This is a genomic window from Streptomyces sp. BL1 (assembly GCF_057628045.1).
In genome coordinates this window covers 6,437,753-6,450,170 of sequence record NZ_JBXYWZ010000002.1, presented here as the reverse complement: position 1 = coordinate 6,450,170, position 12,418 = coordinate 6,437,753, and the positions used below count along the sequence as shown (strand labels likewise).

Genomic DNA, 12,418 nt, shown 5'->3' with positions numbered 1-12,418 from the left:
GGGAGCCGACCCGATGGGCCGCTACAGCCGGATGCGCCGGATCCAGCGGATGGACCCGGAACGCGACTACGAGGAGATCTTCCGCATGATCTCCCTCTACGAGTTCCCCTGGGACTATCAGCAGGGCGTGAGCATCGCCTTCCTGCGCGACTACGGCATTCCCCGGATATCGGAACTCCTCGACCGGACCCAGGAGTTCGAGAAGGCGGGACAGAAGCGGTACGACGACACGCTGCTCTTCGCCTACGAGATGTCCATCGACGGCTTCGGCTCCGAGCGCGGCCGGGACGCGGCCCGGCATCTGAACCGGATCCACGGGAAGTACCGGATACCCAACGAGGACTTCCTGTACGTGCTGGCCACCACCGTCGTCGGGCCGAAGCGCTGGCTGGACAGGTTCGGCTGGCGGCCGCTGTGCGCCAACGAGAAGGCCGCCATCGCGCTCGTCGGTCACAGGATGGCCCTCTCCATGGACATTCACGGCGCACCGCGCACGATGGAAGGGTTCGAGCGGCTCCTCGACGACTACGAGGCGGAGATGTTCGCCTATCACCCGGCCAACAGGCGCGTCGCCACCGCGACGTTCCGCGTGATGGCCCACTGGTATCCGGCGCCGCTGCGCCCGCTCGTGGGCAGGTTCTCGCTGGCCCTGCTCGACGAGCCGCTGCTGCGCGCGCTCGGCTTCCCCGTACAGCCCGCCTGGCTGCGCTCCGCGGCGGCTGCCGCGCTGCGGCTGCGTTCCGCGCTCGTACGGCTGGGGCCCGCGCGTCCGAAGCGGCGGCCCGCCCAACTGAAGCTGCGGTCCTACCCGTTCGGCTACACGCTCGACGATCTCGGGCCCGCCTGGGCGCACAACCGTCCGCTCAAGCCGCTTCCGGAAGAGGAGCCGGACGGCACCGCTTCCGCATCCCGCGAGGCATCCCGCACGGCATCCCCGGAGGCGGCTTTCCCCAAGGCAGCGTTCCCCAAGGCCGCGTCCTCCGAGGCCGCGTCCACCGAAGGAGAGGCCACATGACCACGACCGGGTCCACGAGCGGCGGCACCTTCACCTCCCTCTCCCCCGTCACCGGCGGGCAGTTGGGCGACTATCCCGTGCACGGCGCGGAGGACGTCCAGGAGGCGGTGGCCGCCGCGCGCGCTGCGACGGCCGGCTGGGCCGCCGCCGGATGGAAGGGGCGGAAGGCGGCGCTGCTGTCCTTCAAGCGGGCGCTGGCGTCCCGGATGGACGAGTTCGCGCGGACCGTCTCCGACGAGACCGGCAAGCCGGAGCACGACGCGCGGGCCGAGGTGCTGCTGGCCGTCGTGCACCTGGACTGGGCGGCGCGGAACGCTCAACGTGTGCTGCGCAGGCGGCGGGTGGCGTCGGGGGCGCTGTCCGTGCACCAGCGGGCCCTGGTGGCGTACCGGCCGCTGGGCGTCGTCGGGGTCATCGGGCCGTGGAACTATCCGCTCTACACCCCCATGGGCTCCGTCGGCTACGCGCTGGCGGCCGGCAACGGCGTGGTCTTCAAACCGTCCGAACTCACCCCGGGCGTCGGCGTGTTGCTGGCCCGGGTGTGGCGGGAGACGGTGCCGGAGCACGCCGGTCTGCTGCGGACCGTCACCGGCATGGGCCCCACGGGCGAAGCGCTGGCCCGCTCGGGCGTCGACAAGGTGGCCTTCACCGGCTCGCCCGGCACGGCCCGCAAGGTGGCGGCGGTCTGCGCGGAGTCGCTCACGCCGATGGTCGCGGAGGGCGGTGGCAAGGACGCGGTCCTGGTCGGCGCGGACGCGGATCTGGACGAGGCCGCCGACGCGGTGGTGTGGGGCGCGATGTCCAACGCCGGGCAGACATGCGCGGGCGTGGAGCGCGTGTACGCCGTCGCCTCCGTACACGCGGAGCTGTGCGAGCGCATCGTACGGCGCGCCCGTGACCTGCGTACCGGGAACGATCCGCGTCCGGGGGCCGATCCGCGTCCCGCCGGCGAGCAGAGCGGCGAAGTGCCGGGCCACTACGGCCCGTTGACGCTGCCCTCGCAGGTCGGCACGGTCGAGTACCACGTCAAGGAGGCGGTGAGCGCGGGCGCGCGGGCGCCGCTGGGCGGCCCGGAGTCCGTACGGCCGCCGTACGTGCATCCCATCGTGCTGGTGGACGTGCCGGAGGACTCCCCCGCGATGCGCGAGGAGACCTTCGGCCCGGTGGTGGCCGTGAACGCCGTACGGGACCTGGACGAGGCGGTGTCGCGCGCCAACGCGTCGCGCTACGCGCTGGGCGCCGCGGTGTTCACCGGGACCCGGAAAGAGGGCGTCGCCGTGGCCGAACGGCTGCGCGCGGGCATGGTGTCGGTGGGTTCCGTACTCGGTTTCGCGGCGATCCCGGCACTGCCGTTCGGCGGCTCGGGAGAGTCCGGCTACGGGCGCGTCCACGGCGACGAGGGCCTGCGGTCGTTCGCGGCGCCGCGGTCGCTGACGGTGCGCCGGATGCGGCCCCTCGTGGACCTCACCTCGTACGCCACACCGCCCGCGACGGCGGCCCGCGCGGTGGAGCTGGCGCGCCGCCTGCACACGCGCCGCTGACGGACGTGGCCGGCCGCCGCGGCCGGCCCTGTCACCGGCGCAGGCCCGGTCACTGGTGCAGGAGCGGTCACTGGTGCAGGAGCGGTGCCAGATAGCGGCGGACGAACGTACGGGCCTGGTCCGCGTCGTCGAGCTCGAACACGCTGACCGGGTTCAGCAGGAAGGACACCGTGATCCGCACCATCAGCTCCGCGACGGGGGTCGGGTCGCTCTCGGTGAGCCCCTCCTCCCGCTGCGCCCGCCGCAGCCGTGTCGCCAGATACTCCCGCATGGCGACGAAGGTCGGCCCGGACTCGACGGTGAGGAACGGCAGCATCGTCTCCGGCTCCAGGTGCAGCAGGCCGCCGATGAGCGGATGGTCGCGGAAGTGCCGCAGCAGGAGGACGAAGCCCTCCTCCATCCGCTGTTCCATGGTGGGCAGTCCGGCGACCGCGGCGTCCACCTCGGCGGTGAAGCGCCGGTATTCGCGCATCAGGCACTCCTGGACGAGCTCGTCCTTGTTGCCGATGCGGCGGTACACGGTGACCCGGGAGACCCGGGCCCGCTTGGCGACGTCGTCCACGGTGGACCGGCGCAGTCCGAAGGTCATGAACTGCTCGCGCGCGGCGTCCAGGATCTTCTCGCGCAGCTCGTCCCCTTCGGGCGCCGGCGCGAGCGCCCGCGCGAAGAGCGACCCGTCGCCGCCAATCTGACTGTCCTGAACCGCCATCGGCCCTCCCGAACTCTTCCCACAACTCAACCACACACCCGAAGCTACATGGATACTATCTCCATCACTTTGTTTCTCACCCCAGTGCAGGAGGCTGCAGTGCCGATCGCCCTCACTCCCGAGCAGCACGAATTCGCCGCCGCCGTACAGGACTTCGCCCGCCGCGAGTGCGGCACCCGCGCCCAGCGCGACGCGCTCACCGCCGAGGCGGGCGGTCCGCACAGCCCGGAGCTCTACCGCAAGCTCGCCGCGCTCGGCTGGCTCGGCGTGTGCCTGCCCGAGGAGTTCGGCGGCGGGGGCGGCGGCATGACCGACGCCTGCCTCTTCCTGGAGGAGACAGCCCGCGGCCTCGTCCCCGCGGGCGGCTTCGTCACCTCCGTCATCACCGCCAAGGCGTACGACCGGTTCGGCAGCCCCGCGCAGCGGAAGGAGGCCGTCGGCGGCGCCGTCGCGGGGCAGGTGCTGTCCATCGCCATGTCCGAGCCGGAGGCCGGCTCCGACGTCGCCGCGCTGCGCTGCGCCGCCGTGCGCCGCGAGGACGGCGGCTGGACCGTCGACGGGCACAAGACCTGGATCTCCAACGCCCATATCGCGAGCCACATTCTGCTCGTCGCCCGCACCGACTCCTCGGGCGGGAAGCACGAGGGGCTGACGATGTTCCACGTGCCGGCCGACACCCCCGGACTGGACATCCGCGGCATCGGCACCATGGCCGGACGCGAGGTGAACGACGTGTACCTCACCGGCGTGCGGCTGCCCGTCGACACCGTCGTCGGCACCGTCGGCGAGGGCTGGAACCAGCTGATGGCGGGCCTCAACGCCGAACGCCTCTTCCTCGCCGCGAACATGCTCGGCCTCACCCGCCGCATCTTCGACGACACCGTCGAATACGTCCGCAACCGCGAGCAGTTCGGCCGCCCCGTCGGCTCCTTCCAGGCTCTCCGGCACCGCCTCGCCGACCTGGCCACCGAGCTGGAGTGCGCCCGGCTGCTCGTGTACGACGTCGCTGCCCGGTGCGACGCGGAGCCGGAGAAGCTGTTCCCCCGCGAGGCGTCCATGGCGAAGCTCAAGGCCACCGAACTCGCCAAGCAGGCGGCCCTGGAGGGCATGCAGATGATGGGCGGCTACGGATACGCCACCGAGTACGACATGGAGCGGCACCTGCGGCAGGCCGTCGTCTCCACGGTGTACGGCGGCACGAGTGAGATCCAGCGCGACATCATCGGCAAGACGTACGGGCTCTGACGGTCCGGCCGCCTGTCCGGGTGCTCCGCGCCGTTCCCCGCGCCCCTTGTCGCGCAGTTCCCCGCGCCCCTGATTCGCGCCGTTCCCCGCGCCCCTCACCCGTCTCTTCGTCCGGCCCGGTGTGCGTACGTCGCATCGGGCCGGACGCCTGCCCGGACCTGCGCCGGGGCGCCGTTCCGGGATCCCACCCACCCCACCGCCCACGCGTGTACCTCAACTCACATATATTGGTCAGGCGTTCATCGGACCCTGCGGCCCTTCCTCCCCCCCCCTGCCCGGACCTGACCGTCCCCGAGGACCCTGATTGATGACCCCCGACATATCCGCGCCGCGCCAGCCCCCGCCCACCGGCCCGGCCGGCGGGCGGTCCCCGAGGCCCGCGACCGCGGCCGCCGTCGCGCTGCTCGCCACCCTGGCGGTGACGGCCACCGCGTGTCTCGTCACCGTCTCCAGTGCGCCGCTCGCCCAGCGCGCAACCCTGGCCTGGTACGGCTCCGTTACCGCCGTACTGCTCTGCGCGGCCGTCACCACCGCCGCCTACCACCATTACGGGGCGCGCCGGCTGCGTACTCTCCTCGCCGCCAAGGACGCCGAGATCGCCTCCCGGGACGCGGCGGCCGCCGAACGGGAGGCGGCCGGCGAGCGGTTCGCCCGTACCACCGTGCCGTTCGTCGTGGAGCGGCTGCGCCAGGGCGCCTCCGCCGAGACCGCGCTCGCCGCGGCGCCGCCCACCGAGAACGGCGCCCAGCGCGGCGTACTGACCACCCTCGCCACCGAAGTGCACCGCGGCGAGGGGCTGCGCGCCTCCGCGATGTCCGCCTGCGCCAACGCGGCGGGCCGGGTCCAGGCCCTCGCCACGAGCATGGCCGCCGACCTGCGCGACATGGAGCACCGGCACGCCGACGAGGACGTGCTCGGCGACCTGCTGCACCTCGACCACCGCACCGCGCAGGCGGGCCGGCTGGCGGACAGCATCGCCGTGCTGACCGGGGCCCGTTCGGGGCGGCGCTGGGCGAAACCCATCGTCATGGAGAGCATCCTGCGCGGCGCGCTGGGCCGGATCAGCGGCTATCAGCGCGTACGGCTGCACTCCACCAGCACGGCCGCCGTCGCGGGGCACGCCGCCGAGGGCGTCATGCACCTGCTGGCCGAACTGATGGACAACGCCGCGAACTTCTCCCCTCCGACGTCCGAAGTGCACGTGTACGTCGAGGAGGTGACGGCCGGTGTGGTCGTCACCGTCGAGGACGGCGGCCTGGTGATGGGCGAAGTCGCGCTGCGCCGCGCCCAGCAGGCCGTGTCCGGCGAGGCGTTCGACCTGTCCGCGCTCTCGGGCTCCCGGCTCGGCCTCGCGGTCGTCGGCCGCCTCGCACGCAAGCACGGCCTGTCCGTGTCGTTCCGGCCGTCCGCACACGGCGGTACGGGGGTGGTCGTGATGCTCCCGCAGGAGCTGATCACCGAGATCCGCAGGCCGGACCGTACGCCGGCGCCCGACACCGGTTCGGACACCGGCCGGGGGAACGGCTCGCGCACCGGCTCCGGCACCGCGGACGGTCAACGCCCCGACAGCGCACGGGAGAACGCGGCCATTCCGCTGCCGCCGCAGACCCCGCCGCCCCGGCCGAAGTCCACATCCGAGGGCACGTCCGAGGGCAGGGCCGAGGCCACGTCCGACGCTGAACCGGCCCCGGAGGGGCGGCAGAAGCCCGCGGAGCAACCGCGGTCCGCCGAGCACACGGCCACCGCCGACAGCACCGCCGAAGCGACCCGCCCGGCGCCCGGGGACCCGGCGCCCGCGACGTCCGGCGCCCCGGCCCGAGAGGCCCGGGACGCCCAAGAGGCCGCCCCCGAGCCGGAGTACGGCGAGAGCGGGCTGCCGAAGCGGCGCCGCGGCCAGACCCTCGCCTCGGCACAGCGGCAGCGCGCCGCCGGGGACGGCGGCCGCCCGGCGGCACCCCGCCGTACGCCGGAGCAGTCCGGTTCCCGCCTCGGCGCGTTCCGCCAGGCCGTACAGGGCGCGCAGCAGGCCCGTACGGGTCTGGCCCGGGACGGCGGCGATGGCGACGGCGCGGCGGGGACGGACGCGCAGGACGCGCCGCACACCGCGGATGCCGCGGACCCACCGGCCAGGGACGCCCCCGCGGAGCGCCCCGACTCCCCCACGACCGCCTCGCCCCGCCCGGAGGACACCCCCGAATGATCACCGACAGCAAGCTCGACTGGCTGCTGGAGAACCTGCTGGAGCGGACGCCCGGCACCCGGCACGCCCTCGTGCTGTCCCGCGACGGACTGAAGCTGTGCCGTACGCCCGAACTCACCGAGGACCAGGCCGACCAGCTGGCCGCGATCTCCGCGGGCATCCAGAGCCTGTCGCACGGCGCGTCCGTGGAGTTCGGCCACGGCGACGGCGGAGTGCGGCAGGCCATGGCCGAGTTCTACGGCGGCATCCTGTTCGTCGTGGAGGCCGGGGCCGGCGCGCATCTGGCGGCCGTCGCGGACGAGGACTCCGACGTCGGCCTGATCGGGCACAACATGAACGAGCTCGTGGAGCAGTTGAGCGAGCATCTCAGCGCGCCGCCGCGGGGCGACGGCGCCGGCGGCGGCGCGGCATGACGCGCCCGGGCCGGGACGACGACCCGGACCGGCTGTACACCCTCACCGGGGGCCGCAGCCGGTCCGACGCGGACACCTTCGACCTGGTCACGCTCGTGGTCGGCGAGTGTGACCCGGCCCCCGGAATGCAGTCGGAGCACGCGGCCATCCTGCGCATCTGCCGGCACCCGACGGCGGTCGTGGAACTCGCCTCCGACCTGGGCCTGCCGGTGAGCATCGTCCGCATCCTGCTGGGCGATCTGCACGCCACGGGCCGGATCACCGCCCGCCATCCGCGCGTTGCCGAGGCGGCCGACAGCCTCCCCGATCCCGACGTCCTGAAGCAGGTGCTCGTTGGACTCCGCAACATCTGAATCCGAAGCCGCCCCCGTACCGGCGTCCGGACACGCCGACGACCGCCCGCCGTTGACCGACGCCGCCGTCAACGGCCTGAAGATCGTGATCGTCGGGGGCTTCGGCGTCGGCAAGACCACGATGGTCCGCTCCGTCAGCGACATCCGTCCGCTGAGCACGGAGGAGACGATGACCCGCGCGGGCGAGGGCATCGACGATCTGACCGATGTGTGGGGCAAGTCGACGACCACCATCGCCTTCGACTTCGGCCGGATCAGCCTCAGCGAGGAGACCATCCTCTATCTGTTCGGCGCGCCGGGTCAGGAGCGCTTCTGGTTCCTGTGGGACCGGCTGTTCAGCGGCTCGCTCGGCGCGGTCGTCCTCGTCGACACGCGGCGGCTCATCGACTCCTGGTACGCCATCGACCGGCTGGAGCAGCACGGCACGCCGTTCATCGTCGCGCACAACGACTTCGGCGGCCCCCGGCACACGCCCGCGCAGATCCGCGAGGCGCTGGACCTCTCCGACGACGTCCCCCTCGTCAGCTGCGACGCGCGCTCCCGGCCCTCCAGCAGGGACGTGCTGATCGCGCTCGTGGACCATCTGTACGCCCTCTCGACCGCCGCCGCGGGAACCGCCGGCACAGCCTCCCCGGCAGCGGGGCCGCCGGCAGAGCCGCCGCTGCGGGGGGCCACCCCCGCGGTCGCCCCCACCGCCGGCACAGCCGCCGGCTCCACCGCCGAAAAAACTGCATCCTCCGCGTCCGCCGACCGGGAGACCACACCGTGACAACGCCCCGCCCGCAGCCCGCCGTCGACGTCTCGCAGACAGCGCAGGATCCACAAGAGGGACACGAGGCGCAGGCCGCGCCCCCGGGCTGCCCCGCGCACGCCGGTTTCGAGGGCGCCGAGCCGATGAGCGGCCCGCGCTTCCAGAACGACCGCGCCGACCTCTACCGCGACCTGCGCCGCGAGCACGGCGCCCTCGCCCCGGTGACGCTGCCGGGCGACGTACCGGGCTGGCTGGTCCTCGGCTACCGGGAGCTGCTCCAGATCACCAGCAACCCGCAGCTGTTCAGCAGGGATTCGGACCTGTGGAACCAGTGGCCGCGGATCCCCGCCGACTGGCCGCTGATGCCGATGGTCGGCCGCCAGCCGTCGATCCTGTACGAGGTGGGCGAGCGGCACGCCAGGCGGTCCGCGCTGGTCAGCGACTCGCTGGAAGCCGTCGACCCGTTCGAACTGCGCCATCACGCCGAGTACTTCGCCGACCGGCTCATCGACGCGTTCTGCGGCCGCGGCGACGCCGACCTGATCGGCGAGTACGCCAAGCTGCTGCCGGCGCTGGTGCTCGGCCGGCTGTACGGCTTCCCTGACGAGGAGACGCCGGCCCTGGTCCGCGCCGTCAACGACATGATCGACGGCGGCGCCGACGCGCTGGCGGGCCGGGACCACAACATGGCCGCCATGCGGCAGTTGCTCGACACACGGCGGGAGCAGCCCGGCGCCGACGTGGCGACCCGCATGCTGCTGCACGAGCACTCCGGGGAGTTCTCCGCCGAGGAGATCCTCGAGGACATGATGGTCAACATGGCGGCCGGTCATCAGCCGACCTCCGACTGGATCGGCAACTCGCTGCGGCTGATGCTCACCGACGACCGGTTCTCCGCGTCCCTGACCGGCGGCCGGCACAGTGTCGGCGAGGCCATGAACGAGGTGCTGTGGGAGGACACCCCCACCCAGAACATCGCGGGCCGCTGGGCCACCCGTGACACGCAGCTCGCGGGCCGCCGCATCCAGCAGGGCGACCTGCTCGTCCTCAGCTTCGCCGCGGCCAACGCCGACCCCCAAGTGCGCCCCGACCAGTCCGCGTTCACCGGCGGCAACAACGCGTTCTTCTCCTTCGGCCACGGCGAGCACCGCTGCCCCTACCCGGCGCAGGACATCGCCGAGGGCATCGCCCGTACGGGCATCGAGGTGCTGCTGGACCGGATACCCGACGTGGACCTGGGCGTGGCGCCCGGCGCACTCGTGTGGCGCGCCTCGCCCTGGCTGCGTGGACTGGAGTCGCTGCCCGTCGAGTTCACCCCGACCGCCGCCGTGGGAGGACGTTCATGACCGGATGCCCCGTGACCGGGCAGGCCGCAACCGTGCCCGACGAGGACCGCATCGTGCTCGACCCGCTCGTCCGCGACCTCGTCGGCGAGGGCGCCCGGCTGCGCGCCGCGGGCCCCCTCGCGGCCGTCGAACTCCCGGGCGGGGTCACGGTGTGGGCGGTGACCCGGCACGCGGAGGCACGCCGGCTGCTCACCGACTCCCGGCTGGTGAAGGACATCGGCCGCTGGGACGCCTGGAACCGCGGCGAGATCCCCAGGACGTGGCCGCTGATCGGGCTCGCCGACCCGGGCCCCTCCATGCTCACCTTCGACGGCCCGGAGCACCGCAGGCTCCGCACGCTGGCCGCGCAGGCGCTGACTCCGCGCCGGGTGGAGCAACTGCGGCCGCGCATCGAGGAGATCACCGCCGAGCTGCTGGACGCGCTCGCGGCGGAGGCGGCTTCGAGCGGCGGGCACGTCGACCTCAAGAGCAGCTTCGCCTACCGGCTTCCCATGAACGTCATCAGCGAGCTGATGGGCATCGACACGGCGGACCATCCGCGGCTGCGGGAGCTGTACGACGGCTTCTTCTCCAGCGTCACCCCGCCGGAGAAGGTCCCGGATATCATCGCCGAACTGTTCGGGTTCTTCACGGACGTCGTACGGCGGAAGAAGAGCGCGCCCGGCGACGATCTGACCAGCGCGCTGCTCGAAGCCGCCGAGGACGGCGACCAGTTGACCGAGGAGGAGGTCGTCGCCACCCTCCAGGTGATGATCGCCGCCGGTCACGAGACGACGATCAGCCTCATCGTGAACGCCGTCGTCGCGCTGCTGACCCATCCGGAGCAACTCGCCCTGGTCCGCTCCGGCGAGGTGGACTGGGACGCGGCCATCGAGGAGACGCTGCGCTGGAACGCGCCCACGACCCATGTGCTGATCCGCTTCGCGACGGAGGACGTCGAGGTCGGGGACGCGGTCGTCGGCAAGGGCGAGGCACTGATCGTCGCGTACGGGGCGATCGGCAGGGACGAGGAGCAACACGGCGCGGACGCCGAGGAGTTCGACGTCACCCGCTCCCCCAACCGGCATCTGTCCTTCGGCCACGGCCCGCACGTCTGCCCCGGCGCGCCCCTCTCGCGGCTGGAGGCGCGCGCCGCGCTGCCCGCGCTCTTCGACCGGTTCCCCGGGCTGTCCCTGGCGGTCCCGGCCCCGGAGCTGCGCAACAAACCGGCCATCACCCAGAACGAGCTGTACGCGCTCCCGGTGCGGCTGGGCTGATCGCCCCGCGTACATACGCCGTGTGCCCGGCCGGTCCGTGACGGACCGGCCGGGCACACGGCGGAGAGCCTGCCGGGCGTACGGCAGGAGGGGGTCAGCGCTCCAGCGGTTCCTTCTCGCCGTCGGCGATCTCCCGGACCCGGCCGCGTACGAAGTACCAGCCCACGACCAGGGCCACGGCGATGAACGGGATCAGCATGACCGTCTTGCGGCCGACCTCCGGATCGGCCCACATCAGCGCGATGATGCCGAGCAGGAAAGCGATCGTGACGATCTCGGTGACCGGGGAGAACGGCAGCCTGAAGTGCGGCCGCTCCAGCAGGCCGGCCTTGGCCCGGCGGACGAACACCAGGTGACAGAGCATGATCGTGCACCAGACGGCGATGATGCCGAGCGAGGCGATGTTGAGGACGATCTCGAACGCCTTGCCGGGCACGACGTAGTTGAGGCCGACGCCGAGCACGCACACCGCGGAGGTGAGCAGGATGCCGCCGTACGGCACCTGGCTGCGGTTCATGCGCGCGGTGAACTTCGGCGCCGAACCGGCCATCGCCATCGACCGCAGGATCCGGCCCGTGGAGTACAGGCCGGAGTTGAGGCTGGACATGGCGGCGGTGAGCACCACGAGGTTCATCACGTCGCCCGCGCCCGGCACGCCGACCTTGGAGAGGACCGTCACGAACGGGCTCTGCCCGTCGGTGTACTCGCCCCACGGCAGCAGCAGCGCGAGCAGCAGCACCGAGCCGACGTAGAAGATGCCGACCCGCCACATGATCGCGTTGACGGCCTTCGGCACGACCTTCTCGGGTTGGGCGGTCTCGCCCGCGGTGACGCCGACGAGCTCGACGCAGGAGTATGCGAAGACCACGCCCTGCATGACGATCACGACCGGCATGACGCCCTTGGGGAAGAACCCGCCGTGGTCGGTGAGCATGTGGACGCCGGGTGTCTCGCCGCCCACCGGGTGCGCGGTGACGATCAGGGCGATGCCGATCAGCATGAAGATCACCAGGGCGGCGACCTTGACGATGGAGAACCAGAACTCCAGCTCACCGAAGATCTTCACGGAGATCATGTTGATCGCGAGCACGACGGCGAGCGCGATCAGCGCCAGTGTCCACTGCGGGATGTCCGTGAACAGACTCCAGTAGTGGGTGTAGAGCGCGATGGCCGTGATGTCCGCGATCCCGGTCGTCGACCAGTTGAGGAAGTACATCCAGCCGGCCGCGTAGGCGCCCTTCTCGCCGAGGAACTCCCGCGCGTACGACACGAAGGAACCGGACGAGGGCCGGTGCAGCACCAGCTCGCCGAGGGCCTTGACGACGAAGAAGGCGAAGAGGCCGCACACGGCGTACGCGACGGCGAGCGCCGGCCCCGCGGAGGCGAGTCTTCCGCCCGCCCCGAGGAACAGCCCGGTGCCGATCGCGCCGCCGATCGCGATCATGTTGATGTGGCGGGCTTTCAGGTCCTTGCTGTAGCCGGTGTCGCCGGCGTCCTTCGGGACCTGCGAGGTTCCCGACGCCGACCCGCCGGATGGCGGCGGGACATCGGCCTGGAGAGTCTCTTTGCTCACAGCTGGTTCAACTCAC

10 protein-coding genes and 1 pseudogene are annotated in these 12,418 nt (G+C 72.3%); 9 read left to right on the top strand and 2 right to left on the bottom strand.

Translation table 11 applies throughout. The annotated features are described in order from the left end of the window. Nucleotides 1-13 precede the first annotated feature (13 nt). Together AC3AGO_RS28285 and AC3AGO_RS28280 are read left to right on the top strand one after the other, a co-directional pair. Nucleotides 14-1,015, top strand: a complete 1,002-nt coding sequence (locus AC3AGO_RS28285; protein WP_487823067.1) for an oxygenase MpaB family protein — start codon at nt 14-16, stop codon at nt 1,013-1,015. Next, complete coding sequence (locus AC3AGO_RS28280; RefSeq protein ID WP_487823066.1) at nt 1,012-2,556, top strand: aldehyde dehydrogenase family protein; 1,545 nt, start codon at nt 1,012-1,014, stop codon at nt 2,554-2,556. The genes AC3AGO_RS28285 and AC3AGO_RS28280 overlap by 4 nt, the downstream gene beginning before the upstream one ends. 67 nt (nt 2,557-2,623) lie before the next feature. On the opposite strand, the gene AC3AGO_RS28275 is transcribed toward AC3AGO_RS28280, so the two are convergent. After that, complete coding sequence (locus AC3AGO_RS28275) at nt 2,624-3,265, bottom strand: TetR/AcrR family transcriptional regulator (protein ID WP_487823065.1); 642 nt, start codon at nt 3,263-3,265, stop codon at nt 2,624-2,626. Nucleotides 3,266-3,364: 99 nt separating this feature from the next. Between AC3AGO_RS28275 and AC3AGO_RS28270 the strand changes: the two genes are divergently transcribed. The 7 genes and pseudogenes from AC3AGO_RS28270 (at nt 3,365) to AC3AGO_RS28240 (ending at nt 10,829) form a co-directional block, all read left to right on the top strand. Next, nucleotides 3,365-4,510: an acyl-CoA dehydrogenase family protein gene (locus tag AC3AGO_RS28270; protein ID WP_487823064.1), complete on the top strand. Its 1,146-nt coding sequence runs from the start codon at nt 3,365-3,367 to the stop codon at nt 4,508-4,510. A gap of 307 nt (nt 4,511-4,817) precedes the next feature. After that, entirely contained in the window at nt 4,818-6,710 is a 1,893-nt protein-coding gene (locus AC3AGO_RS28265) for a sensor histidine kinase (RefSeq protein ID WP_487823063.1), read from the top strand. Then, nucleotides 6,707-7,123 carry a roadblock/LC7 domain-containing protein gene (locus tag AC3AGO_RS28260; protein ID WP_487823062.1) on the top strand — a complete coding sequence of 139 codons (417 nt, stop codon included), beginning with the start codon at nt 6,707-6,709 and terminating at the stop codon, nt 7,121-7,123. The genes AC3AGO_RS28265 and AC3AGO_RS28260 overlap by 4 nt, the downstream gene beginning before the upstream one ends. Further along, on the top strand, nt 7,120-7,476 hold the full coding sequence (locus tag AC3AGO_RS28255; protein WP_487823061.1) for a DUF742 domain-containing protein: 357 nt from the start codon (nt 7,120-7,122) through the stop codon (nt 7,474-7,476). The genes AC3AGO_RS28260 and AC3AGO_RS28255 overlap by 4 nt, the downstream gene beginning before the upstream one ends. Beyond that, nucleotides 7,457-8,095 (top strand): annotated as a pseudogene (locus AC3AGO_RS28250) (GTP-binding protein); the annotation flags it as partial. The gene AC3AGO_RS28255 and the pseudogene AC3AGO_RS28250, both read left to right, overlap by 20 nt. Nucleotides 8,096-8,370: 275 nt before the next feature. After that, on the top strand, nt 8,371-9,573 hold the full coding sequence (locus AC3AGO_RS28245) for a cytochrome P450 (protein WP_487824853.1): 1,203 nt from the start codon (nt 8,371-8,373) through the stop codon (nt 9,571-9,573). Beyond that, entirely contained in the window at nt 9,570-10,829 is a 1,260-nt protein-coding gene (locus tag AC3AGO_RS28240; RefSeq protein WP_487823060.1) for a cytochrome P450 family protein, read from the top strand. Before AC3AGO_RS28245 ends, AC3AGO_RS28240 begins: the two co-directional genes overlap by 4 nt. 94 nt (nt 10,830-10,923) lie before the next feature. On the opposite strand, the gene AC3AGO_RS28235 is transcribed toward AC3AGO_RS28240, so the two are convergent. Next, nucleotides 10,924-12,402 carry an amino acid permease gene (locus tag AC3AGO_RS28235; protein WP_487823059.1) on the bottom strand — a complete coding sequence of 493 codons (1,479 nt, stop codon included), beginning with the start codon at nt 12,400-12,402 and terminating at the stop codon, nt 10,924-10,926. Between the last annotated feature and the right edge of the window lie 16 nt (nt 12,403-12,418).